This window comes from Leptospira interrogans (assembly GCF_900156205.1).
GTDB lineage: Bacteria > Spirochaetota > Leptospiria > Leptospirales > Leptospiraceae > Leptospira > Leptospira interrogans.
Map to the genome: position 1 here is coordinate 1 of NZ_FTNA01000027.1, position 25,805 is coordinate 25,805.

General features: G+C 36.0%; 23 protein-coding genes. 9 read left to right on the forward strand and 14 right to left on the reverse strand.

Going from position 1 to position 25,805, the window contains the following annotated elements; translation table 11 throughout:
* The first annotated feature begins 828 nt into the window (after nucleotides 1–828).
* Nucleotides 829–2,100 carry a leucine-rich repeat domain-containing protein gene (locus BW942_RS16940; protein WP_001109419.1) on the forward strand — a complete coding sequence of 424 codons (1,272 nt, stop codon included), beginning with the start codon at nucleotides 829–831 and terminating at the stop codon, nucleotides 2,098–2,100.
* Nucleotides 2,101–2,948: 848 nt separating this feature from the next.
* On the opposite strand, the gene BW942_RS16950 is transcribed toward BW942_RS16940, so the two are convergent.
* Nucleotides 2,949–3,845: an LA_0442/LA_0875 N-terminal domain-containing protein gene (locus BW942_RS16950; protein WP_000881487.1), complete on the reverse strand. Its 897-nt coding sequence runs from the start codon at nucleotides 3,843–3,845 to the stop codon at nucleotides 2,949–2,951.
* 60 nt (nucleotides 3,846–3,905) lie between these two features.
* Here BW942_RS16950 and BW942_RS16955 point away from each other — a divergent pair, with 60 nt between their 5' ends.
* Nucleotides 3,906–4,448, forward strand: a complete 543-nt coding sequence (locus tag BW942_RS16955) for an RNA polymerase sigma factor (protein ID WP_000081452.1) — start codon at nucleotides 3,906–3,908, stop codon at nucleotides 4,446–4,448.
* Nucleotides 4,449–4,458: 10 nt separating this feature from the next.
* On the forward strand, nucleotides 4,459–5,511 hold the full coding sequence (gene rsx, locus BW942_RS16960; protein ID WP_000433647.1) for an LIMLP_03685 family anti-sigma factor: 1,053 nt from the start codon (nucleotides 4,459–4,461) through the stop codon (nucleotides 5,509–5,511).
* Nucleotides 5,512–5,686: 175 nt separating this feature from the next.
* Here rsx and BW942_RS16965 read toward each other — a convergent pair whose 3' ends face one another.
* Nucleotides 5,687–6,157, reverse strand: a complete 471-nt coding sequence (locus BW942_RS16965; protein ID WP_001019268.1) for a hypothetical protein — start codon at nucleotides 6,155–6,157, stop codon at nucleotides 5,687–5,689.
* A 935-nt stretch (nucleotides 6,158–7,092) separates the two neighbouring features.
* Here BW942_RS16965 and BW942_RS16975 point away from each other — a divergent pair.
* Nucleotides 7,093–7,443 (forward strand): hypothetical protein, encoded by a 351-nt coding sequence (locus BW942_RS16975; RefSeq protein ID WP_000267358.1) that lies wholly within the window; start codon nucleotides 7,093–7,095, stop codon nucleotides 7,441–7,443.
* A 53-nt stretch (nucleotides 7,444–7,496) separates the two neighbouring features.
* Entirely contained in the window at nucleotides 7,497–7,937 is a 441-nt protein-coding gene (locus BW942_RS16980) for a hypothetical protein (RefSeq protein WP_000847799.1), read from the forward strand.
* Nucleotides 7,938–8,748: 811 nt separating this feature from the next.
* Here the strand turns inward: BW942_RS16980 and BW942_RS16990 are convergent.
* From BW942_RS16990 to BW942_RS17045, 12 genes are read right to left on the reverse strand one after another with little or no spacing between them, the layout of a single operon-like run.
* The gene (locus tag BW942_RS16990) at nucleotides 8,749–10,287 is read right to left on the reverse strand and encodes an NADH-quinone oxidoreductase subunit N (protein ID WP_001047885.1); all 1,539 of its coding nucleotides are present in this window, start codon (nucleotides 10,285–10,287) and stop codon (nucleotides 8,749–8,751) included.
* Nucleotides 10,284–11,972, reverse strand: coding sequence for an NADH-quinone oxidoreductase subunit M (locus BW942_RS16995; protein ID WP_000347200.1), 1,689 nt, complete (start codon nucleotides 11,970–11,972; stop codon nucleotides 10,284–10,286). Before BW942_RS16995 ends, BW942_RS16990 begins: the two co-directional genes overlap by 4 nt.
* A gap of 1 nt (nucleotide 11,973) precedes the next feature.
* On the reverse strand, nucleotides 11,974–13,923 hold the full coding sequence (gene nuoL / locus BW942_RS17000) for an NADH-quinone oxidoreductase subunit L (RefSeq protein WP_000406351.1): 1,950 nt from the start codon (nucleotides 13,921–13,923) through the stop codon (nucleotides 11,974–11,976).
* Nucleotides 13,924–13,927: 4 nt separating this feature from the next.
* Nucleotides 13,928–14,248 carry an NADH-quinone oxidoreductase subunit NuoK gene (gene nuoK / locus BW942_RS17005; RefSeq protein ID WP_001015281.1) on the reverse strand — a complete coding sequence of 107 codons (321 nt, stop codon included), beginning with the start codon at nucleotides 14,246–14,248 and terminating at the stop codon, nucleotides 13,928–13,930.
* Entirely contained in the window at nucleotides 14,245–14,946 is a 702-nt protein-coding gene (locus tag BW942_RS17010) for an NADH-quinone oxidoreductase subunit J family protein (protein WP_000010969.1), read from the reverse strand. Before BW942_RS17010 ends, nuoK begins: the two co-directional genes overlap by 4 nt.
* Before the next feature lie 13 nt (nucleotides 14,947–14,959).
* Nucleotides 14,960–16,000, reverse strand: coding sequence for an NADH-quinone oxidoreductase subunit NuoH (gene nuoH, locus BW942_RS17015; RefSeq protein ID WP_001104353.1), 1,041 nt, complete (start codon nucleotides 15,998–16,000; stop codon nucleotides 14,960–14,962).
* On the reverse strand, nucleotides 15,997–17,328 hold the full coding sequence (gene nuoF / locus BW942_RS17020; protein WP_000829480.1) for an NADH-quinone oxidoreductase subunit NuoF: 1,332 nt from the start codon (nucleotides 17,326–17,328) through the stop codon (nucleotides 15,997–15,999). Before nuoF ends, nuoH begins: the two co-directional genes overlap by 4 nt.
* A 15-nt stretch (nucleotides 17,329–17,343) precedes the next feature.
* Entirely contained in the window at nucleotides 17,344–17,823 is a 480-nt protein-coding gene (gene nuoE / locus BW942_RS17025; protein ID WP_000540770.1) for an NADH-quinone oxidoreductase subunit NuoE, read from the reverse strand.
* On the reverse strand, nucleotides 17,823–19,040 hold the full coding sequence (locus BW942_RS17030) for an NADH-quinone oxidoreductase subunit D (RefSeq protein WP_000990075.1): 1,218 nt from the start codon (nucleotides 19,038–19,040) through the stop codon (nucleotides 17,823–17,825). Before BW942_RS17030 ends, nuoE begins: the two co-directional genes overlap by 1 nt.
* A 1-nt stretch (nucleotide 19,041) precedes the next feature.
* On the reverse strand, nucleotides 19,042–19,578 hold the full coding sequence (locus BW942_RS17035) for an NADH-quinone oxidoreductase subunit C (RefSeq protein ID WP_000660863.1): 537 nt from the start codon (nucleotides 19,576–19,578) through the stop codon (nucleotides 19,042–19,044).
* Entirely contained in the window at nucleotides 19,575–20,135 is a 561-nt protein-coding gene (locus BW942_RS17040; protein ID WP_000524416.1) for an NADH-quinone oxidoreductase subunit B, read from the reverse strand. The genes BW942_RS17035 and BW942_RS17040 overlap by 4 nt, the downstream gene beginning before the upstream one ends.
* Nucleotides 20,126–20,503 carry an NADH-quinone oxidoreductase subunit A gene (locus BW942_RS17045; RefSeq protein WP_001057833.1) on the reverse strand — a complete coding sequence of 126 codons (378 nt, stop codon included), beginning with the start codon at nucleotides 20,501–20,503 and terminating at the stop codon, nucleotides 20,126–20,128. Before BW942_RS17045 ends, BW942_RS17040 begins: the two co-directional genes overlap by 10 nt.
* Before the next feature lie 369 nt (nucleotides 20,504–20,872).
* Between BW942_RS17045 and BW942_RS17050 the strand changes: the two genes are divergently transcribed.
* The 4 genes from BW942_RS17050 to BW942_RS17065 all read left to right on the forward strand — a co-directional run bounded on the left by BW942_RS17050 (nucleotide 20,873) and on the right by BW942_RS17065 (nucleotide 25,664).
* Complete coding sequence (locus BW942_RS17050; RefSeq protein ID WP_001050075.1) at nucleotides 20,873–21,526, forward strand: hypothetical protein; 654 nt, start codon at nucleotides 20,873–20,875, stop codon at nucleotides 21,524–21,526.
* Between the two features lie 12 nt (nucleotides 21,527–21,538).
* Nucleotides 21,539–22,003, forward strand: a complete 465-nt coding sequence (locus tag BW942_RS17055; protein ID WP_001151672.1) for a MaoC family dehydratase — start codon at nucleotides 21,539–21,541, stop codon at nucleotides 22,001–22,003.
* A gap of 30 nt (nucleotides 22,004–22,033) precedes the next feature.
* Nucleotides 22,034–22,489, forward strand: a complete 456-nt coding sequence (locus tag BW942_RS17060) for a MarR family winged helix-turn-helix transcriptional regulator (protein WP_000074962.1) — start codon at nucleotides 22,034–22,036, stop codon at nucleotides 22,487–22,489.
* 1,543 nt (nucleotides 22,490–24,032) lie between these two features.
* Nucleotides 24,033–25,664, forward strand: coding sequence for an N-6 DNA methylase (locus BW942_RS17065; RefSeq protein ID WP_082279658.1), 1,632 nt, complete (start codon nucleotides 24,033–24,035; stop codon nucleotides 25,662–25,664).
* Nucleotides 25,665–25,805 lie beyond the last annotated feature (141 nt).

Here is a 25,805-nt window from a genome sequence, read left to right on the forward strand (position 1 = left end):
TTTTATAAAAGATGTTTCTGATTTTTTTTAAAATTTATCTCAAAAATAATTTAAATATCGCATAACGGTTTACTTTGATTAGTAAAAAGTTTTTAATAAATTTTAATTTATAGAAAATGAAACTAAGTTTGTAGAAACTTAAAAGAAATCTGCGAAAGGTAGTGACAAGTTGGTAATAAATAACTTTTAGAAATCTATAAATTGGACTTTAATATGGTGAGTATCACTTAATAAAGATTGGATATAAGATTTAGATCTTAGAGTTGTTACTCTGAGTTTATGTTTCCTCTTGCACAAATTTATGTTTAAGAGAAATTATCTAAACGGAGAAAACGTATTTCATGCAAAAATTCAAACTAAAAATTTATTCTACTATAACTATAGAATAAAATACGCAAATTTTTATTTGAGTATAAAATATTTGATACTTTGTTATAACATTATCAGTGAAACTTAAAAGACTTTGGTAGTAAGTAAAATAGTTCCAAAGTGTATATTACTGATCCTTATAAGATATGCCTAAAGTTTTATCTCTCAACTCACATCTGTCTACAACTCGATAAGGTTTATAGTCTGGGAGAAATACTCAATTCTATCTGTTTAAAGAAGAAGTTTAATACTTGCTAATGGTCCCGAAAATCAGGGCAGCCAAAAGTTACGTAATTTGTGAGGACTAATTCAAAAAGGTCACATAAATTTTCTAGGAGATTGATTCTTTCAAAAATATTTAAGGTGTTTTACTTAAGTGGATTTTACACACTGCAATAGTTTTCAATTTCGGGAACATATCAGGATAGACTTTAATTTTAAAACGGGAAATATCGGCGTATGAATTATAGATTTACAAACATCCTAAAGGTTATAATTTTCTTTTGTTTTATTTTCGAAATACAATCAGAAGAAATACAAAAACCTTATAAAAATTTAGCAAAGGCTCTTCAAAATCCAGCAGACGTTCGGAACTTAGATTTGAGTTTCCAAGGGTTGAAGACGTTGCCAAATAAAATAGGACAACTTAAGAATTTACAAAAATTGGATTTAGGCGGAAACGAACCTACGATTTTGTCTAAAGAAATCTGGCAGTTAAAAGATCTGCAAAAATTGAATTTGAACAATAACAAACTTACGGTTCTCCCTAAGGAAATCGGACAATTACAAAACTTGCAAGAATTAAGTTTGCATAGCAATGAGCTCGTAAATCTTCCGAAAGAAATTGGACAGTTTAAGAATTTGCAAAAACTAAATTTGGACAATAATAAACTTACGGTTCTCCCTAAGGAAATCGGACAATTACAAAACTTGCAAGAATTGAGTTTACTTAGTAACAAACTCATAAGTCTTCCCACAGAAATTGAACAACTTAAAAGTCTGAAGAATCTAGATTTGAATCACAATGAATTTACTACTGTTTCGAAAGAAGTTATGCTACTTGAAACTTTAGAAAATTTAGATCTAAGATCCAACAAACTGAAAACAATTCCTAAAGAGATAAGACAACTTAAAAGTTTGAAAGTGTTGATGTTAACTGGCAATCAACTTACCTCTTTGCCGAAAGAAATCGAACAACTCCAAAATCTAAAAACATTAAATTTGGGAGAAAATCGTTTTCAAATATTTCCCGTAGAAATTTTAGAACTTAAGAATTTACTGGAATTGAATTTGTATTATAACCAACTTGTAGAGTTTCCGAAGGAAGTTGGACAACTTAAAAGTTTAAAGTATTTGAGTTTGTATCACAATCAAATTACAACTCTTCCGGTAGAAGTTACACAATTGCCGGATTTGCAAGAGCTGCATTTGTCTGGGAATAAAATTACGATTCTTCCAAAAGAGATTCTACAACTTAAAAATTTAGAATGGCTGTCATTGAGTAACAATAAACTCAATGCGCTTCCGAAAGAAATCGGACAGTTGAAAAAATTACAAAGGTTGGAATTAGGAAACAATCAGCTTACGACCCTTCCGAAAGAAATAGAACAACTTAAAAATTTACAAAGATTAGAATTAGATTCCAATCCCATTTCTCCAAAAGAAAAAGAAAGAATCCGAAAACTTCTTCCTAAATGTGAAATCGATTTTGAAGGAGGGGGAGGAGAATAGTCGGGGCCTTCCGAACTTTTGAAAGATTGGAATTGTATTTACCTGAGAAATTTTAAACTTGTTGTAAATCTCTAAAATCAATCATCTTTGAATTTTTAACTGTGGTTTGAGTTCCCAAAGTTTTAAATAGAATTATAGATTTTGAATATTTATTTTTTTGATTCGATTTATGGTGGTTTTTACATTTATTTTTATGGAAAAGTAAGTTTTTTATAAATGAATTTCTTGCGCCGAACTCAGGTTACTCGGAACTATAAAATAGAATTCCCACATTTTGCACTGAAACAGGATTTTATAATAAAAATTTACAGTACCTAATTTGATAGTATAACCAACCCACAAGTTGATTAGGATTTTAGAATCAAAATGAACTCAACAGAACGGGCTTTCTATGGATCGCCGTTCTGGGCTCAAAAAGGCACATTTTTCAAGTATTCCGATAAGAATGAGTCTTTGTACTTGCAAAAAGTATGTTTTTCTGATAGAGAAAAATTTTCCAAACCTTATCGCCTTACCCAAAAATAGGGAAAACTCAGCACAACGCTTTCCTCAAACTCAATGCATCGCTCCCTAAGGGTCGCTCTGCAGGTTGCGTTGGAAAACTCAACACAACGCTCTTTATGAATCGCGTTGTGGAGTGGGAACTAAGTTTTACAGAGGATTTGTCGTAATTCCGACAGATTTATATTGAGATCAAATATTTGTAGGGTTGGTGATGATTTGATAGGAATCAGTGATCTATAAATTTTAAAATAAGTTCTAAATTTGATGAAGGTAGATTAAAATATCAATCGGATATAGAAATTTGATTTAAGAATTGTTAATCTTGGATCTTTATAAAGGGAAAATTAAAACCGAATGGTTACACCGCCTGAAACTTCCTTATCTCGATAAGAAACGTTTACGTTAGGCACAATTTCCCAGTTTTCAAATTTATATCCTAGAAACGCATCTAAAATTAAAATTAAAATAAGACCACGAGTAAATCCTTCTTTTTCATAAGCATAACGGTCCTTAGTTAACAGTTGACCATCCGAAAGTACAACTTGGCCAGATTTTTCAGCTAAGCTATAACTAGCAGCTATATTCATTAGATTGTGATCCTGTGATGTAATAGCGATTAAATCCAAAGGAGTAGCCGGTTGGTTTGTTTCAATCGCTTGTTTTACAGGACTTAAATATATATAACTTTTATAGACAAAGAATAGTTCTACAAAGACGAAAAAGACTCCTAATCCTTTTACGTAATAAGAATCATTTCTAAGTAATCTAGACCAACCTGGTATTAATCCTTCGGCAAAAACTCCAATCCCTGATTTTTTTTCTCGATTTTTCGGAATATTTTCTTCTTTTACGGTTTCTAAATTGGGGACTGAGTTCGTTTTTGTGGTCTCTTGATTTTTTACTGTTTCTTGGTTTTTGACTGGAATCGGTGCTCGATCAGAAATAAAAACTTTTTGTACTTCTGTGAGAGGGATTTTTTCCACTTTCCCACTTTTATGAGTAATTTCAAAACCGTTGGAAACGGTTTTAACGCTCACATTATTGATCGTCCTACCGTTTTTGAGTAGGATTGACTTTGCATCTAAGTTTGTAAAAAGAGAAATCCATAAGAAAAGAAATGATACACCTTTCATAAAAAGTGATTTGTTTTGGTTTTGGAATAAAATATCTGATTTTGCAATTTTAGATTTCTGGATCTTGGAGAATTTAAGTTGGAAAAATTTTTGAAACGTCGCAAGCATTCGAATTTTTTTGATTTTTAGTGACACTTTTTGGAAAGTCGGCTCGTTATTGAATATTAGATGAGCCAAAATTCCGAAAGTCAAATTTTTGATTTTGACGGTTTATATTCTAGAAATTATGAGAAAATTTATCGGTTTCTTCTTAGTAAAGGGGCTTCCAAAGAAGAGGCAGAAGAAATTTGCCAGGAAACTTTTATCAAGGTCTTGAGACATTGGGAAAAATTTGATCCTTCCAAGGGAAATGAAACCTCTTGGATGCTTACGATCGCAAAAAACCAATTCTTAGATATGATAAAAAAGAAAGATACGGTTGAAAAGAGAGAATTGGGAGATTCTCAGAAAGTTTTAGAGATTATTTCAAAAAAGGAAACAGAATACGAGGAAGATAGATATCAGTTGGATCTTTTAAACGCAAGTGTAGAAAGTCTACCTCAGTTGGAAAAAAATATAATTGTACTGCGTTTTTTAAGGAAATATACGATCAAAGAGACCGCCGATAAATTGGGAATATCAGTGAGAACGGTAAATAGAAAAACATTCGCCACACTCACCGTTTTACGTAAGAAATTGGAAGCATTGAATTTCGACTTTGAGAGTATATAGGAGATAAAATATGGAACCTAATTCAGATTCAAATCGAAGGTCAAATATGGAACGAGCAATTTCAAACGAAATGACACGGCTAGAACTCAGTGAATTTTTATCGGATCCAAGATCTAGAAAAGAATTTTTTGAGTTGATGAAATTAAAGAATAAAATCGGACATTTAGAAATGAATCTAAAGTTAGGATCCGATGAAAACAAAAGTAGAACTTTCTATATTAGAAATTCATTATTAGCTGCTGCTTGTGTTCTTTTGCTTTCAGCTCTAGCTTTTTATTTCAGATTTTTTTCTTCGGAACAAAACGAATTTGAAATTACAAAATCAGTAACTACTGGTCAGTGTAATGTTTCTATTAATAAAGAAAACATTATTCTGAAATCGGGTAAGGATTCTTATTGTGATTATACAATTTCGGGAGAATTAGGACTAACGTTGAGGATTTTACCAGAATCCATTTTTTCAGCTTCTAAAAAAGGAGATGAAGTAAATCTAAGTTTAAGTTCCGGAAAAGTTTTATTCACTACGAACAAAAAAAAAATATCTTTAAAAATTCGGTCGAAAGTAGATACTTTATCTTCCGAACTTTTGGGAACAACTCTCGTTTTGATCGCAGATCAACATTCTAAAAAATATCAAATTATGGTTTTGGAAGGAGCTATACGAGTCGATTCTACAAAATCAAAAATGGATATTTTACCTGGTTATTCGGTTTTGAAGGATGGATCTTCTGAAAGTTCTACTCAATCCTCTGGGCAAGAAGTCGAGGTTATGAAAATTGAGCCAAAAGAATTTACAAAATACCAAGCGCTTTCGGAGAATTCTAAAAAGGTCTTAAATGAAAACTTTACTCATCACAATCGGGAAACGGATTTTTTAATCAAATCCGAAATAGAAGAGAATTCGTATCCTATATATCGTATCACTCTTAAAAACAAACAAGTTGTTTCTGGAACGATCGAAGAGACTGAAAAATTTTATCTACTTAAAGATAAAGATGGGAATATCAAAGAAATTGAAAAAGAGGATATAATCGAATTAGAACTTGTTCAACCAAAGAACTAACACGTGTTAGATTTTTTTTCAATACAGTATTTCCATTTAATATTCTTCTAATACAAGGTTTCACAAACTTTTACCTTGTCAATTTAGCCCTTCTTTAAACGTGGGAATTATTTGAAACCGAGATTTTATAGTCGGTTCTTAAATTAACTTTCTATCGATTTTAAATTTTAGACTCTTAGTATTTGGGCCAATCGATCTGATCATCTTTAAATAATGGACTAAACCCGAAAAAGACTAGTTCATCTTCTTCAAATTGAAAGACCGCGTTGATTTTATCGGAGAAAGCAGTGACTCCAGTATGATCATGATCTTCTTCCTGGTCGTGTTCCTCTTCGTCATCTTCTTCGAGATCGTCGATTCCGTTTTGATTGAGAAGCTCTCGGATCGTTTCGATGGATTCTCCAATGATTGGTTTTCCGAAAAGCTGAATTGACGGATTTGAAGTTGTAATCGAATATAATTTGTTATCTTCTTCTTGATCAAATTCGTATTCGGATTCTTCGGAAAAATATTCATATCCGGTGGATTGTGTGCCTTCGTAGTCGTAGTCGTAAATTTCGTCTGGTTCTCCTAATTTTGATTTTACTTCGTCTATAGACATTCCGAAATAAATTCCGTTTAATCCTTTTCCGATTTCTATGTTCATTTTTTTCTCCTTCCGATAGAATCACAGACTTTTAAATCTCTGTGACTTGACAATCTCTTAAAATTCTTCTCTTGGTTATTTATCTACAACTTTATGTTTTTAAATTTGGCGGAATCAATTCCCTGGGTATAAGAAAACCAGAATGGATTTTTTGTTTTAATCTTTGGAAATCCAATACTTGAATATGTTTACTACTGAAACATTCGTTGTGGTATTTTGGTTAATTTTAGAATTGTATGATTCGTTTATATAAATTTGAAGATATTGGATGTTGAAAAATTCCATAATGGAAGATTAATAAAACGCTTCAACCGATCGTTTTTATACAATGGAGACCGATGGAGAGTTAATTTTTCAACAACTCTATTTATTTTAATGTCGTTTATCAATACTGATTCTAGATAAAGTTTTATAGATTGGTTTTCATTTTTAAAAATTAAAGTTTGTGGGGTTTTAACCAATTCTATTTTTTGCTATAAGTAGAGTTGAAAATTAATTTTCTTTTTACTATTACTTTGGCACATAAAAATAATATTGGAAACTTTTTTTAAAGGTTTAGATGTGGAATCTGCTTCGAAAAAAGTCATAAGATAGTATAATTTGTAAACTTTTATTCTTCGTAAAATCCACGATTCATTTTGAACACTATTTTTTTGTGTCTGAGTAGTTAAAGGAATGGAGTAAGATATAGAACTTTTCAATAACTTTAATATAAGAAATATTTAGATTGAGATTTTTTCTTGAATGAATTTTTCAAAATAATTGAAGCAATGTAATAAAGATACTGAGAGCCTTGTCGCAAAAGTTTGTTTGAGTGCAAAATATTGGATACTTTGTCATATAGTTATCAATAAAAAAGTTTGAAACTTAACTGAAGTAAATAATAAATCGTAAAATTCGCTTTTCAAGAAAACGCTATCTGGTATTAGATATGTATGTGGAATTCCATTCCCAATAACGTTAGAATTAGTTTTTTCATTTTTATAATCTTAGCATTTTTAGGATTTTTTTCGCTGGGAGCCGTAGGTTTTGGATTGTATTATTTGATTTTCCCGGTTGCTGGGTTTTTATTTCCACATCCTGATTCCTTACACGGCGATTGGGTTTGGCCTTCTGCGATTTGGGTAGGTATATTATGGCCTTTGGGTTTTATATTTGCGTCTATTCTATTTAATTTTCTTAAGAAAAGAAACTGGCCTAAAAGTATATTATATTTTTTATATATTCCTTTATTATGGCTTTGGGTAGCTCTTCTTTGGCTTTATTTTATCAATAATAAAATGTAATCAATGACAAAAGTAACGTGTTGTTTGTTATATTTGAATTTAGGTAAAGCTCTATGAAAACAGGAAAATCGTGGATTGCAGTTTTATGGATCATGCTGTGTTTATTTGTCTACGACTGTGAGGAAATCAATACGAACGATCCAGTTTCCGCATATTTATATTGGTCCGGTGATAGCTCCTTGCCCAAAGATTTGGAAGTAATTCACGGTAAATATTGGGAATCCCCTCATATTACTCATGAACACATTTTATTTTTAGAGATCAAGGCGCCCTTACAATGGAGAAAAGAATTTAAAGAATTGAATCAATTAAAAGAAGTGAAAAGAAAGTCGAGTAAAAATAAGTATTTCGACCAAAATGCTGAGTATCCGGTTTGGTTTAAACCTCCGAAATATTTTAAAGTGTTTATTCCAAAAAGTGAATATATCAAAGGATCTACCTACTTTGAAAACCCCGTGGATGGACATATGTTTCTTTATGAAGTTCATTTATAATTGGAATACTACGTTTTAAATTCATGATTTATTTGTTTAAAATCTAATTTGAGGTTTTGGTATCTTGTACGTTTAAGTCGTGTTATAGCAGAATTCGAGTTGTTTCAGAACTTGAATTTGTGGGGACTAGTATAAAATACAAAAAGAATCATCGTCCATCCGATTTCTGCGCAAAATCGCTGTTTTGCGGTCATTATTAAAATTTAAATTTTATTTTTTACTCGGACGCATGAAAGATACCCGAAATGAACCGTCTATTTTTACAAAAATAAGGAAGTCCTCAAAAACTCGGAATTGTTGGTTGTTTTTTAAAGGAGGTCGTATATTCTAACTTTTGAAACAAGCTTTGGTAGTATTATTTTCATGCGTTCGAGTAGTAACGTGAGTTCGACTGAGTAAAAATTTTCTAAAAATATGAGTCTTACAAGTTTAGAATTTGTTCGTAAAATCGTCGATTTGTAATAGTTCCCACATCATTTTACAGACAAACTTAAGTTTTGTGGTAGTTCCTACAGATTACGTCTCTTTTTATCTTTTTTGTGATTTTAAATCATACTTTTTTCGAACGAAATCTTGCAGTAGTTCCCACATTTAAAAAATCAGTCTGTAAAGTTCAGATTCTAACTTTTTTCAGAATCATGGTTTTCTTACGCCGAACTCATGTTAAATAATAACTGTTAAAAACTATAGCTTTGAAAGAGTTCCCGCACATTTAAAAACGGTAAAATCAAGTTATCGATTGGTTTTAAAATTGGACTTTTGGATCGAATTATATTCCAGTGGTTGTAAATTGTGGTGTTTGTTCTTAAATTCAACGAAAGATGGAACTTGATAACCGCAATTCACCTAACGCTAGTAAGTTGCCTGGAACTAACAAAAACCATCCTACCGAGACCATTAAAAGACAAAATAATACGACCCCGGTTACTCCTACGCTGTAAGGCGCTGCGTGGTTCCTGGATATTTCTCCTTCGTCGCTACTCATAAAAGTTGCGATTCCAATTCTTAGATAATAATAAAGTGCTAATGCTGAATTAGTTACCCCACCGATGAGTAATATCCGATTCATGAGTGTTTCCGATTCTGCGAGTTTTTGAAATAAGAATAACTTTGCCCAAAAACCTCCAAAGGGAGGAACTCCCGCTAAAGACATGAAGAAAATGTTAATTGCTATTGCAGTTAAAGGTTTTACTCCAGATAAGGATTGAACGGAAAAGAAAGTCACTTGTCTGGTTCCTTCTTCCAAATATGCGAGGATCGCAAACGCTCCCAAACTCATAAATGAATATACGATTAGATAAAATAATACTTCCTCTTTGATCCCTGCAGAAATTCCTGCTACTACATAACCTGCGTGTGCAATCGAAGAATACGCAAGCATTCGTTTTAAATTTTCTTGTTTTAATGCGAGTAGGTTTCCGTAGATCATAGAACATAATGCAAGAATTCCGGGCAACCACGCCCAGGTACTATTCTCAAGTGGAAGTGGTAATTTTGTATAAAGTATTAAAAGTAGCCCGATCGACGCAGCTTTTGCTGCAGTGGACATATAACCTGTAACAGGTGTTAAAGCGCCTTCATATGCATCCGGGGTCCAAGCGTGATATGGAAACAATGCTATCTTAAACGCAACTCCTGTGATGAACAATACTAAACCTATCTTGGCAAAGTTTCCTTGATAACCGGCGATGGTCAGTGGTTTTAAAGCCTCGGTAATATTTGTAGACCCGCTTCCTCCGAATAAAAAAGCAATACCCATCAACATAAATCCGGAAGAAAAACTTCCTAATAGAAAATATTTCAATGTGGCTTCTAAAGAAAACAGATCACTTCTTGCCATCCCTATCAATATATATAAACAGATGCTCATTAGTTCTAAAGCCACGAACACTAGTATAAAATCTTGTCCCGTAGTCATTAGAGTCATTCCACAAGTTGCAAATAGAAGTAGTGGATAAAATTCAGGGAATTCTATTTTATGATTTTTTAATATTCTCGGAACTATTGCAGCGGTTCCAATTGCCATAGAAATATAAATTAAATTTAGCCAAAAAGATAATACGGAATTTTCAATTTGCCCACTAAAGTGAAATCCGTTTCCTGGAAATCGAAACGAAGTATAAAATACGGCCGCAAATGCCAAAAGTAAAATCAGTCCCGAAACGTATCTTACGATTATAAATTCTTTCGTTTTAAATAATACGGATAAACAAATCAAAAATACTCCGCCTGTCGCCAAGACGAGCGCAGGTAAAACGGAAAGTAAGTCTGGCACGTTCGGAACCCTACTTTCATTAACGACCTGTGCAAGATTTAAAAATGGTAAAATAGATAAATCAAATAGATTCATTTTTGTGTCTCCTCATCGGAATTTTTTCGAATTGGTTCCGGTAAGGAATATTTGCTTGGATATCTTTGCAGACGTTCCGCATATTTAGACGGTTCTACTCCCAGGGATTTATAAGAAGTGAATTTTCTTAGATGTTCCACGTCCTTATGATACGGATCGTTTAGCTCCGCGCTTTTAAACGTTTTTTTAGATCGATCTTCTATAACTTTGGCAGATGCAGAGTTTAATGCTACTTTTACGGAAGGTTCTAATACTTTTAAAAATGGTTTCGGATAAATTCCGATCCAAAAAATCATAATTACGGTCGGTACTAAAATTACCCATTCTTTTAAATTAAGATCATTGTGTTCGATTAAGTTTTTAGTCGGTTCTCCAAAGATCATCCTTTTTGCAAATAACAAAAGATAACCCGCTGCGAATACAACTCCCGTTGCAGCTAACGCGCCGTATACGACATTTGCTTTGATACTTCCGAGTATGATTAAAAATTCTCCTATAAAACTGTTGGTTCCTGGCACTCCAAGAGAAGAAAAAATTGCGATCGCAAAAAATACTGAAAATACTGGCAGCAGTTTTGACAATCCGCCTGCTTTGGATATGTCGTTGTTTCCGATTCTTTCGTGTAACATTCCAAGCATAAAGAATAACATTCCCGCGGTAAATCCGTGGTTGAGCATCTGCAACATTCCACCGGCCATCCCTTCTTCGGTGAAACTTAAAATTCCCAACATACAAAAACTCATGTGAGAAAGGGAAGAAAATGCCACGACTCGTTTTGAATTTTCCTGTGCCATCGCGATTACTGCCCCGTAGATAATTCCTGCGATACAAAGGGCGCCTAAAAGTTCTCGGTACTCGAGCATTTCTTCCGGAAAAAGTGGAATCGCCAATCGTATAAATCCATACAATCCGATTTTTAATAATATTCCGGAAAGGTCCACTGAACCCACGGTTGGAGCTTGTGAATGTACGTCCGGCATCCATGTATGTAGAGGGAACAATGGAACCTTGATCGCAAACGCAAGTACAAATGCAAAAAACATAAACAATCGTATGTTTTTAGGAATTTCCGGTAATAAACCTGTGGATAATTCTTCTATTACGATCGTTCCTGTTTTAAAATATAATATTAGAATTCCTGCAAGCATCAATACCGATCCGGTAAAAGAAAAGATCAGATACTTAATCGCTGCCTTGACCCTTTGATCTTCTCCCCAGATTCCCACCATAAGAACCATCGGGGACACCATTGCTTCCCAGAAGATGTAGAATAATACTAGGTTTCCGGATAAGAACACTCCATGCACGCTCATTTCTACGATCATTAGATAAACATAAAATTCGCGAATTCGATTTGTGATGCTCGTCCAAGTTGCTAACGTGGAAAGAAAAAACAATAAAGAAGACATTCCACAAAGTAAAAGACTAAATCCGTCCAGTCCTATATGGTAATCTACTTTTAGATTTCCGGAAACGATGATTCCCCATATCCGATCTACAAATTGAAGTGAAGAGTTCGTAGGATCGTATTTGAAATATAATCCTACAATAATTAAAAAGGGAAGGAGTGTAAACGATCCTGCTATGAATCTTAACCAATTTACTTTGTTGGATAAAAATAAAAGTGGAACCCCAATGAACGGTAAAAATAAAAAAACACTCAGTATATACGGTGGGAAATCCAAGTTATAGCCCCCTCAATAGAAAAAAGGAAAGAATGACCACGGTTCCTAATACAATCAAAATTGCGTAGTCCACTACGATTCCGGTTTGAGCCCTTCTTAAAACCAAAGAAATCGCAACCGCCACTCTTCCCGTGCCGCGTAACATTAGATCTAGGAAATTTCTTTCCACGTGATCTGCTAAAAATTTTCCGAGCAGTAGGATCGGTTCCACGATGAAGTTATGATAAAACTCATCCACGTAGTATTTTTTAGTAAGTATTCTTTTGATTCCGGTATGGGATTCTTCCGAGTCTGGAACTTTTTTCCCGTTTAAAAAGATCATCCTTGCGATGAATATTCCGGAAATTGCAACTGCAATCGATACCGCTATCAAACTCAACTCGACAGTGGTTGTTGTTCCGACCTCGCGAGCGTCTAATGGTTGTTTTACGATCCTTTCCGAAATTTCAATTCCTCGGATAAAAACCGGACCGAAGTAACTTGTAAGTATTCTGACTCCTCCGTAAAAAAGATGAGGAACTTCCAAAAATCCGGTGACCGTCGCTCCGATGGATAAAATGATAAGGGGAATCGTCATCACAAGTGGGGATTCGTGCAGATGCGAAGCCTTTTCGGAAGATACTCTGGATTCTCCGTAAAACGTTAGATACGTCATTCGAAACATATAAAACGCCGTCAAAAGCGCGGTTATAATTCCGAGTCCGTAAAACAAGGTTCCATAAGCATAAGCTTTTTCTAATATTAGATCTTTGGAAAAAAATCCGCTAAACGGTGGTATTCCTGAAATTGCAAGCGACCCAATCAAAAAAGTAATCCATGTTATTTTCATCTGTTTCTTAAGTCCGCCCATGTTACGTAGATCCTGTTCGTGATGTAACGCGTGGATTACCGATCCGGACCCCAAAAATAGAAGAGCCTTAAAAAAAGCGTGAGTCATTAAATGAAAGAGCCCTGCGACATACGCTCCGGCTCCCATCGCCACAAACATATATCCGAGTTGTGAAACGGTAGAATAGGCCAGGACTTTTTTGATGTCGTTTTGAAATAAGCCTACGGTCGCTGCAAAAAAAGCGGTGATCGATCCTATAACTACGATCCAATGTCCGACTTGTGGAGCGGATAAAAAAATAGGATTTAATCTTGCGATTAAAAAGATTCCCGCCGTTACCATCGTCGCCGCGTGAATGAGCGCGGAAACGGGAGTTGGGCCAGCCATCGCGTCCGGAAGCCATACGTGTAATGGAAGTTGTGCGGATTTTCCGATCGCTCCGATAAAAAAACAAGCCGCGGCTAACGGTAGTATATAACGAAAAGATGGTATTTCTAAAATTGCTTCTTCGATTACGGTAAAGGATACGGAACCCGTGTACCAAAACACGAACGCAATTCCGAGCAACATCCCTAAATCTCCGATTCGGTTTACGATAAACGCCTTCATCCCGGCGTTGGCGGCCGTTTCTTTATGATAGTCAAACCCTATCAATAAATACGAACAAAGTCCTACTCCTTCCCATCCTAAAAATAGAAGTATTAGGTTTTCTGCAAGTACCAGATTGAGCATCGAAAATATGAACAGATTTAAATAGGCGAAGTAACGCGCAAAACCGGGATCGCCTTTCATATAACCGATGCTGTATAAATGGATGAGAGATCCGATTCCGGTGATGATCAGAACCATATAAAGGGAAAGTTGATCCACTTGATAGGCGAGGGATACGTTTAAACCTCCCGTAGTAATCCAAGGAAATAAGGTGACGATTTTCGGAATTCCGTTTCTCATCGGATGAAACCGGTCAACAAAAGACAAAAGCGCCAACGCAAAGGATACGAACACGGTCGCTGTCGAAAATATTCCCGTAAATCCTTTCAACCATTTGCCGAAAATTCCGGAAACTAAAAAGCCGATCAAAGGAAGGGCGACTAACGTGGGTATGAGTACAGATATTTCCATTCTTCTACCATTTCATCAGATTCATTTCGTCTACATAACTAGTCTTTTTGATCCTATGGATTGCGATGACAATGGCCAGTCCGATCGCCGCCTCTGCCGCCGCAATCGCCATCACAAAAAACACCACCACTTCTCCGTCTATTTGATGCAGAGCTTTTGAAAATGTTACGAATACTAGATTTACCGAGTTTAAGATCAATTCTACCGACATAAAAATCAGAACCGCGCTTCTTCTTACCATCACTCCCGCGACTCCGATTGTGAAAATGATCATCGCAAGTATGAGGTAGTAGTGGATCGGAATTCCGGATATAAAGTGGTTCATAAGGTTTCTCCTTCCGTGTTCCTTCCTAAATTCTTTTTTCCGAGTACTACCGCGCCAAGCACCGCCGCAAGTAGCAATACGGAGATGAGCTCAAAAGGAAGTAGATAACGTAAAAACATCGCGCTTCCTACGGCTGCGGTATTTCCGGAAGTGAGAATGATTTGGTCCGTATCTTTCTCGTGTACATGGTTCTGATTTTCGGAAGTAGTCTTCGGAGTTTCCAAAGTTGATTTTGTGTTCGTTTGTTTTATGTTTTTAGAAATCTGAAACGAATAACCTACAAATTTTCCGTCTTTATTTTGAGCATACCCGATCGGAACCGTGGTTTCGGATGGAATTCCATCTTGAACCGCGGTGATTAAAAGTACACCTAAAAACATTACCAATCCCAAATATAAGAGTTTTTTAATTGGTTTTTCGAAGATAAAAAACCGAGGTGCATCGTCCCGAAGCGACAGTAACATCAACACAAATACTACCAAAACCATAATCGCCCCGGCGTAAACCAGTAGCTGCATCGTGGCGATAAAGATCGCGTTCATCACCGCGTAGATCGCCGCTAGTGAAAAAAAACTGAGCACTAAAAGCACCGCGGCAGTGATTGGGTTCGGATGAAAAATCACTCCCAACGAACTGAGTATCATCACCGAAGCGAATAGAAAAAACAAAAGCAGTTGAGGTTGATCTGTAAATGACATATTTCTTATATTCTTAAAATTGTATATAGATACTCGCGATTAGTATGTTCAAAATCGCCCAAGGAATGAGTTTTTTCCATCCCAAAGACATCAGTTGATCATAACGGAAACGGGGGAGGGTCCATCGTACCCATAAAAACAAAAAGGTGAAAAATAATACCTTTCCTAAAAAGAAGACAAGTCCGAATAACGGTTGTAATACGTGCCCTTCTAAAATTCCGAACGGAACCTGATATCCTCCAAAAAAAAGAAGCGTTACTACACAACTCATTGTGATCATGTTCATATATTCCGCGATAAAAAAGAGTGCGAACTTAAAGGCTCCGTATTCTGTGTGGAATCCCACAACCAGTTCCGATTCCGCCTCCGCCAAATCAAAAGGTAAGCGGTTTGTTTCTGCAAACATGGCTACTACAAACAGACAAAACGCGATGAACCCCGGAAGTTTGAAAATGTTCCAAAGACCTACCTGAGACGCGCTGATGTCGGTAAGTCTTAAAGAACCAGATAAAATCACGATCGAAACCACGCTCATTCCGAGAGGAAGTTCATAGCTGATCATCTGTGCCGTAGAACGAACCGCACCTAACAACGAATATTTGTTATTACTCGCCCAACCCGCTATGATAATTCCATAAACCGCTAAAGAGGAAATCGCAAATAAAAATAAAATTCCCGTATCCGGATTGGCGATTTGTAGATCTAAAAAAGTAAGACCGGTTTTTTCCTGAAGCCAAGAAGGAAGTGGAATTTGTCCTCCCAGTGGAACTACGGACCAAGCCATAATCGCGCAAGTCATGGAAATCGCTGGAGCGATTAGATACATTACCTTATTTACTTGAACGGGAAACACTTCCTCTTTAGTCAAAAATTTAATTCCATCCGCGAGAGGTTGTAACAAGCCCCAAAAACCGGCGCGGTTCGGACCTTTGCGATCTTGGATAAAACCTGCGACCTTTCTTTCTGCGAGAGTATAGTATGCGCATGCAGTGATGAGTATAAAAAAGAAAAGCCCGCTTTTTAAAAGCCAAAATAGAATTTCGTTCCAGTTCATGGACTTGTCTTTTCTCCTGCAGTCGACTCGATCTTATCTTCTTTTCTTCTTCGAGGATGATCGGGTACGATCGGTTTTACTTTCAATTTTGCGTCAAACTCGGAGCGGAACTTTTGTAACGCTGGTCGGACCGCTCCTACACAAGCGTCTGAAAGTGGACAGATCGTGGTTCCTCCTTCCATATTTCTGGATAAAGAAAAAATCAGATCTATGTCTTCGGTTGTTCCTTCTCCTTCTCTAATTTTATAGAGAATGTCCCTGACCCAATGTGTTCCTTCTCTACAAGGAGTGCACTGACCGCAGGATTCGTGTGCGTAAAAACGGGCGAATCGATACGTGGTTTCTACAATGTCAGTTCCTTCCGCAAGAACGATTACCGCTCCAGAGCCGAGCATGGTTTTATGAGCGGCCATGGATTCAAAATCCATATTTGCGGTTTTACATTCTTCCGCGGTGAGAATCGGAACGGAGGATCCTCCCGGAATGATCGCCTTGAGAGGTTTATCGTCTATGATTCCACCACAAAGATCATTCACTAATTCTAATAAAGGAGTTCCTAATTCGATTTCGTAAACGCCCGGTTTTTTTACGTGACCGGATACGCTGAATAATCTCGTGCCCGGAGATTTTTCCGTTCCTATTTTAGAATACCAATCCGCTCCCTTATCTAAAATATGAGGAATCGCCGAAAAAGTTTCTACGTTATTGACTACGGTCGGAGAACGATAAAGTCCCGACACGGCGGGGAAGGGGGGTTTTAATCTAGGATGGCCCCTTCTTCCTTCGAGTGAATTGATCAGCGCGGTTTCTTCTCCACAGATATAAGCGCCCGCTCCTTCGTAAAGAATCAGATCAAAATCAAAACCGCTTCCTAAAATATTCTTTCCTAAATATCCTTTGGAGTAGGCTTCGTCGATCGCCGCCTGTATGGCTTTTGCGCCTTTTTGGAATTCTCCTCGAATATAAAAAAATCCTTTGTTGGAACCGATCGCGCGCGCTCCTATGATCATCCCTTCTATAATCTGATGTGGAAGATTCTCAATCAGTTTACGATCTTTGAATGTTCCCGGTTCTCCTTCGTCCGCGTTACAAATGATATATTTCGGTTTTGGAATGTCTTTGGGAATAAACGACCATTTAAGACCGGTCGGAAAACCGGCTCCACCCCTTCCTCTCAGTCCGGATTTTTTGACTTCTGCGATGATGTCGTCTGGTTTCATCTGAAGCGCTTTTTTCATTCCATCGTATCCGTGTACGGATTCGTAAAACTCCAGTTTGGTGGACTGAGGATTGTCGATGTATTTCGTAAGAAGTTTCATTTCTGCCATAAGGATTTCCTTTTGTCAGTTCAGATCGTCTAAAATCTGATCTACTTTTTCGGGAGTCAGATGTTCGTAAAAGTCGTCGTTAATTTGCACCATAGGAGCGTATCCACAGGCGCCTAAACATTCTACTTCTTCTAAGGTGAATTTTTGATCAGACGTAGTTTGTCCGGTATGAATTCCGAGACGTTTACAAATATGTTCTTCGATTTCGTCGCTTCCACGCAGATAACAGCTAGACGTTCCGCAAATCTGTATATGATATTTACCGACCGGTTTTTTATTGTAGAGGGTATAAAACGTGGCGACCCCGTAGACTTGCGCCAGAGAAATCGGATCTCCTATACGTTCTGCAATGTAGTTCATTCCTTCTTGATCCACAAATCCGTTTTCTCTTTGTAGAATATACAAACAAGGAAGAATCAGGGAACGTTTGTCCGGAAACGCTTCCAGCATTTTTTGAAATCTTTTTTCGGAAGTTTCGCTGAACTTATAACCCATCAGCAATCCAACTCCCCTGCGATCACATTTAAGGAACTCATGGTCGCGACCGAATCCGCTAAAAGTCCGCCACGGACCAGTTCTGCAAAAGATTGATAATACCAAAAACAAGGGCGTCTAACGTGTACTCTCCAAGGTGATTTTTCCCCTTCGGATACGATGTAAAATCCTAACTCTCCGTTGGCTGCTTCCGTTGCCATGTAGTATTCTCCCGGAGGTACTTTTACGCCGTGCATAATGATCTTAAAATGATAGATCAATTCTTCCATGTTGTTGTAGACTTTGTGTTTTTCGGGAAGATAGGCGTGAGGAAGATCTGCGTGCCAAGGTCCGCTTGGAATTCCGTCTACGAGCTGTTCGATGATCCGGATCGACTGACGCATTTCTTCCATTCTCACTAAACTTCTGTGAAGAACGCTTCCGTCTTCTCCAATTGGAATGTCAAAATCGACTTTGTCGTAAAATAGATACGGTTCGTCTTTACGAACGTCCCAGTCCACCCCAGCCGCTCTGAGGTTGGGTCCGGTATAACCATAGGCGATTGCGTTTTCTGCGGAAATTCCTCCAATCCCTTCCGTGCGTCCCAGAAAAATTTTATTTTTTAAAAGAAGACTGTTGAATTCTTCAATTGCAGGTTTGAGTCCTTTACAGACCAGTTTGACCTCTTTTACAAAGTCTGGATAAATATCTTTTTCAAGACCTCCGATTCTACAAAACGTAGTGGTGAGTCTAGCGCCTGTTAGTTTTTCGATGATTTGATAGATGTTTTCTCTATGATGAAATAGATGTAACATCCCCGAGAATGCGCCTAAATCCACACCTAAAATTCCGGTGCAGATGATATGATCTATGATCCTGGAAAGTTCGGAGATGATCATTCTAACATACGTTACACGATCCGGAACTTCTATCTGCATCATTTTTTCCACGGCCAAAATCCAGCCAATATTATTGAGTGGAGTGGAAACATAGTTCATCCGATCGGTGCAAACTAAGAATTGATTGTAAGTATAACGTTCTCCTAATTTTTCAAAACAACGGTGTACGTATCCGATCACCGATTCCGCTTCTACGATTCTTTCTCCGTCGATTTGGATCACGTTTTGTAGAATTCCGTGTGTGGCCGGATGGGACGGTCCCAAGTTTACGAGTAGATGACCTTCGGGAAGATTTTTATATTTTTGTTCGAAGTGTTCTGCGGTTTTTTCGTACATCATACTATTTCTTCCCTCCTTCTTTTGTAATGTCTTCGTTTACGTGAATGTGTAAAAGGTCTTCGATCAGATAATCTTGACCAAAACCTTCCAAAGGAAAGTCCTTCCGCAAAGGATGTCCTTGAAAATTATCGGGCATTAAAATCCGATCTAAATTAGGATGACCGATAAAAGAGATTCCAAAAAGATCATATACTTCTCTTTCCGGCCAGTTCGCTCCTTTAAATACAGAAGTAATACTTGGAACCGATTCTCCGTCTTCCAGTCTAACCTTGATACGAATTTTACTGGAAGCTTTATTTTCAGAACGAAGTAGATAATTGACTTCGAAACGAGGCTCTTTTTTACCCAGCCAGTCTACTGCGGTTAAATCATTTAGAAAATTATAATGAAGTGTTGGATCGTTTTTAAGAGCGGTTAGTACGGGAACTATACCTTCCACTTTGAGAAAAAAAACGGGAACGTTGGATATTACTTCTTCCTGAAAATCTAAAAAATGAGGGAATTTTTCTTTGAGAAAACTTTCTACTTTTTCTTTCATCGCACAACCAGGGGCTTATTTCTTTCGTTGAGTTCCTGGATCTTTTGCATTACTTCTTGACGTCTTGCTTCCAAGCCCTGGGTTTTTAATTTAGTTTGTAATTTTAAAAGTGCGTCTAAAATTGCTTCGGGTCTGGGAGGACATCCTGGAACGTATACATCCACGGGTAGAATCCGGTCTACTCCCTGTAACACGCCGTAAGTGTGAAACATTCCTCCGGAAGAAGCGCAGGCGCCTACACTGATTACAAACTTAGGTTCTGCCATTTGATCGTAGATCTGTCTTAAAACCGGAGCCATCTTGTAGGTGATGGTTCCCAAAACAAGAATCATATCCGCTTGCCGAGGTGAAAATGAAGGTCGTTCCGCACCAAAACGTGCGATGTCATAATCGGAGCAGGCGGTGCTCATATACTCGATACCACAACAGGCGGTAGCGAAAGGATAAGGCCAAAGGGAATAGCTTCTTCCCCATTGGATTACGGATTCCACGTTTCCAAGTTGAACCATATCCCCCAGTGCCTGGCCCGGGGTTTTACTCAAATCACTTAGTCCCATTCCAGCGCTCCTTTCTTCCAGATATAGTATAAACCTACCACTAAGGTTAGAACAAACACAAACATCTCGAAGAATAGAAAAAAACCAAGACCAGCGTTCTTAAACCCGATCAAATTGACCGCGTAGGGAAATAAAAAAACCGCTTCGATGTCGAACAGTATAAAAAGGACGGCAACTAAGTAAAACTTGATGTTAAAAAGTCCTCTCGCGTCTCCGTAATACTGTACCCCGCATTCGAAGGTATCTTGAGGTTTGGATTTCTTCTTAGGACCTATGAGTATGGCAAGGGTAAGAATCAGAGCGGAGAAACCTACTCCAAGTAAGAATTGAATTAATAAAGGGCCAAGATGTTCAGGAGCGTTATTCATTGAATCGTATAGACCGGCATTTTGTTTACCACATGCTATTATTAGAACCGGATTCATAGCACCGATTAGACTCTCGTTTGTATATAGCCTGTCAACCTGAAATTCAAACAGATCTTATTTCGGCTTTCAGGTCCTTTCATTTTTTTAAAAATGGAACTCAACTGAAAAGGATCGGTTTTGATCCAGTAATATTTCAAAAATAAAAAATAGAATTTTTTTCAAAACAATTCTAAAAACTTTCTCGGCAAAAACGAAAGCAAGTCAAAACTAAAATATCCTAAATTAGAATTTAGAATCAGAACGCCAAAAGCTATCAATCCGTTTGATAAAAAACGGATGGACAAATGATTCATCTAACAACTGGTAGTAATGAATTTGAAAAGAGAAAACGATTTGTATTCCTCTCGTATCCCACTCTACTTTTTCGGGAAGAGAATTCTCACGTCCCAAAGTCTTTTTTACGTTCTATTTATATTCTTTGTTATATTTGTTCAATGTTCTCCTCAATATTCTATTTTAGGAAATGTATTCGTTCGAAAAGGTTTTGCTCCCGAGAAAAAAGTTCGTCACGTAGTTTTTCCGGTTCGAATCCGATCTGCTTGGTTATTAAAAAGTCAAAATGTGGAACAAAAGAAATTTTTTGAATCTAGAAGTTACGAAAAGTTAGAATTAGCCATTCTTGGATACGGCGGTAAGATCCAGGAAAAATATAAATTGGAAAAGTTATTTCGTTCCGAAATCGAGTCCGAAAATTCATTGAACGAAGAAAAAGGGATTCAGATCGCCAAACAACTCAATGGTGATGTGGCAGTTTTTACTGATATTACGGACTATGGAACCGCTTCTGGAAATTCGGTTTTGGAAGTTACTGTAAAAGCGATAGAAGTAGATAGCGGGGAAGTTGTATGGAAAGCAATCTATTCTGGAAAAGCATTGGGGCTTCAGGACAATATCGATTTGTCCATTTTAGAATCTGAAATTTTTGAACATCTTACGGAAAAATTAAAAAACAAAACGGAGTAAAGGAGAAAAAACATGGCTAAGGTAGTATTGTCCAGTTTTGCAGAATTGGCAGCGTATGCCGGAAAGGAGATCGGAGTTTCCGATTATCACACTGTGACTCAGGAGCAAGTGAAAAAATTTGCGGACGCGACTCTGGATCATCAGTGGATTCATACTGACCCGGATAAAGCGGCAAAGGAATCCCCTTTTGGAGGAACGATTGCTCACGGTTATCTTACCTTATCTATGGCGCCTTATCTCTTATCTCAAATATTAGAATTAAAGAATATTAAGATGGGGATAAATTACGGAATGGAAAAACTTAGGTTTTTAGAACCCGTAAAAGTAGGAAGCAAATTGAGACTGAAAGCAGAGTTGATCGAGCTAAAGGACCTAAGAGGTACGGCTAGAATGACTCTGAAGATGACTTTTGAAACCGAAGGTTCCACAAAAGCAGCTGCGGTAGGAGAGGTTATCTATCTGTATCAATTTGCCTGATTGAAAAATAAATTTAAAATTAGGTAAAATATGAGTCCTAGAATGGTCATTTATTTGATCTCGAGAATCCGAGACGAATTTCACAAGCATCTCAATCAGGAGTTAAAGGAAAAAAATTTAAGTCCATTAACGACCTCCCACGCGGATATTTTGTTTGCGCTCGTAAAAAAGAACAAAGCACAGATGCAGGATATCGCAAAGATGATCAATCGAGACAAATCCACGTTAACCGCTCTTGTGGATAAATTGGAAGTGTTAGGGCTTGTAGCTAGAACAAAAGATTCTGAAGATCAAAGAATCATTCATTTGGAACTTACCCCTAAAGCGGATTCTGTTCGTCCTGTTTTACTTGGAATTTCAAGGTCTCTTCTGGGAAATTTATATAGGGGTTTTACGGAAAATGAAAAGAAAGAATTGGTCCGTTTATTGATGAAATTATACCAAAATCAAAATCCGGAGTCTGTTACTGTAGATCTTCTTCAGTAGATTCTTTTTTTATTTTGAGTTGATATGGCTTTTCAAGTTTAGCACCTGCGAATCTTTAATTAAAGGTTTATCAACTACTAAAAAATTGAATTTGTGGTAATTATAATAAGAACCTAATCATCCAAAGGGAAGTTAAAAATTTTTATATTACTGATTCTTATAAAATTGAGTACTTAGGTTTTTTATTCCAAAGTCTGTCGAACGCCCTAAAGGGAGAGATGTATTGAGTTTAGGAAGTGTTTTGCTGAGTTTAAAAGCGACCGAAAACCCAGCGAATGCCTCTCTAAGGACCGGTATTCAGGAAGAATTTTATTGAGTTCAAGAAGTTACGTTTTAGTTTCACAAAAATGTGGAAAGTATAATATTAGAGAGTCATAAATCATACAATGTAAAGGTATATTTTATGATAACTAATAAGTTTTGTAAGGCCTACAAGGATAGAATTTTTGAAAAATTCATATTACTTTTTGATAAAATGGATTTGATCTATTTGTTTTTATGAAAAACCGAAAAAACTTAAAATTTCAAAAACTTGAAAAACTGATTTTGAATTTTATGGAAATATGAAAATTTAATTAGTATTATATGATAATATTAAAATTTATTTAATTGTCTAATCTTTCTCGAACTGAAGATGGTGAATGATTATTTTACTTATTATCTAACGATGTTATGAGTTTGTTTCAAGAATTAGAATGATGGATTTTTTGCGAAAGAAACTATAAAATAGATACAATTCAATAGTTTTCGGAAATTCAAAGTTTAAACGGATTATTTGTCTAAAAATTTATTTTAAAGTGATTTTCTTAAATAAATTGATACTTAAGAGATATTTTTAACTAAGAATTCTGTTCATAAGCATATTGTTTTTGGAGTAACGGTTAAATTGTATTTTTATTCTCAACTCAATCTAAATCGTTTCGGAACTGGTAAAAGAACTGACTAAGTTTCTTTTTAATTTTGGATAAAACCTTCTCTACTTCAATTTAAAGTATGATGTTTTTTGATCTGAAATTTTAAACGTTTTTAAATAAGAATCTAAAATATAAAAAAACTCAACTCCTGCTGGAAAAATTTTATTAACCAATCCAAGGAATCAAAAAAAGATAAATAAAAATTCTATCGATTATAAAGTGTTTAAGAATAAAAAAAATAAAACGTAAATTTTAAAATAACGAAAGAAAGATATTTGTTTCAAAAATAACTTCATTTTTTAAATCTTAACGAATCAACATTTTTAGAAATCTAAAGAATAAGAACTGAGTTGAATTTTAATTCGAAGTCTGTTTATAAAAATTTTCAATAATATAGATGTATACATCATTATTCTCATGTCCGTTTAAAAAGATTTCTAATGTAGAAATGTTCAATAGGTAGTATACTGGTAAGTCGTATAACAATACTAAGTTTAGTTAAATAATTTACTGGTTGTTAGGTTCTGAAACTTTTGTCTTTGACTGTTATAGGCTTTCGAATATAGAAGAGCATAAAAATATGATTTTGTTCGAAGTTACGAATGAATGATTGGAAATACACGGTATAGATGTCTCAAGAGGTAAATCGAAAAAATAAATTTCTAGGACAGTTTTTTACACCTGAAAGAGTCGCACATTTCCTAGTAGATTGGGTTTTAGGTGCAGAACGAATTACTTCTTCAGAAGGTTTAAAACGTATCCTGGACCCAGCGATCGGGAACGGAGTTTTTTTCGAAAGTGTGCTGAATAGACTTCCAGATCTCAATGCTGAATGGGTCGGTTTTGATTTGGATATAGAATGTTTAAGTTCAAGTCGCGCTGTACTAGAAAATAGAATTTCTGATTCTAGTATACTTAGTTTTTATGATCGGGATTTTTTATTACAGGAAGAAAATCAAAAATTCGACGTTATTCTATGTAATCCTCTCTATAGAAAGATTAACGATAAAAATTATTCAAAAGAGTTAATTCAACAATTTGAAGGAAAGTCGGATAGAAAACTTCCTGGAACCGCAAATCTTTACGTCTTCTTTTTATTAAAATGTTTGAATCTAATCCATGTAGGAGGTAGGGCCGCTTTTCTTGTACCTCAGGATTTTTTCAATTCAGGTTATGGGGTTTTTATCAAATCTGTTCTGCAAGAATCCGGATTGTTACATTCTTTATTTTTATTTTCTCCTCAAGATATCCTTTTTGACGAAGCAATTACGAGTTCTTGTATTTTATTATTTGAAAATTCCGAAAGAGAAAAAAAGTCCGGATTTTATTGGACGAGATTGAAACCGGGATTTTTTTCCGAAGAATCTAAACTTCCTCTTTGTTCTGTAGAATCTATTCAAACGGATTGGATTTCTTTTCCTGATCCAGAGGCAAAGTGGAGCCCCATTTTTCATCGGCTTGAAAAGAAAACGTATCAGAGCGATAAAAAGGCCGATTTTGAAAAAGAAAGATTAGGTCATTTTGTTCCGTTGACTGAGTTTGGGAAATTTACCCGAGGAATTGCGACCGGAGACAACGACTTTTTTCTATTTACAAAAGAAATGGTAGAAACTTCTGGAATTCCTGAAAAACATTTTAAAACTTGTATTCCAAAATCTCAATATGCAAGAAATAGAATATTCTTACACTCTGATTGGGAAGAGTTAAGCCAAAAAGGCGCCAAAGTATGGTTATTGGATGTAAAACTTGAATTTGATCTGAAGGATTCTCTTGCTTTGCGAAATCACTTACAATTTGGAATTACAAGAGGAGTCCATCAGAGATTTTTACCTTCGAGAAGAAAAAATTGGTATACTCAAGAATCTAAGTCCCCTTGTCCTATTCTTGCTTCCAGTTTTCATAGAACTGAAATTAGAATTGTCAGAAATTTTAGCAACGTAGTTCACTTAACTTGTTTTCACGGGTTTAATCCAGTCGCCAACATGGAAGAATGGGTAGATCCTCTTTATGCGTATCTTATCTCTTCGGTTTCTAAAAAGGATTTGGAAACTAGAAGAAGAGAATACGCGAGAGGTCTTTGGAAAGCCGAGCCGGGAGATTTAAATTCTCTTTGGGTTCCTGATTTTAGAAAATTAGATCCTCAAATTCAAAACGAATTGAAGGATTTAGTTTTAGATTTAAAACAAGCTCGATTTTCTTCTGAAAAGGAATCGTTCATTCTGAATCGGATCGACTCGATTTTTAAAGAATGGTCTGTTTGATTAGTTCTAAAAATACATTTTATTATCCAGAACTATATAACACTATCCAACATTTTGTTTTGAAACAGTACTTATAATTAAAATTTATACTACTCAGTTTTGCAAAGATTACTAAAAGATTTTGTTTATATACTAAGAGCC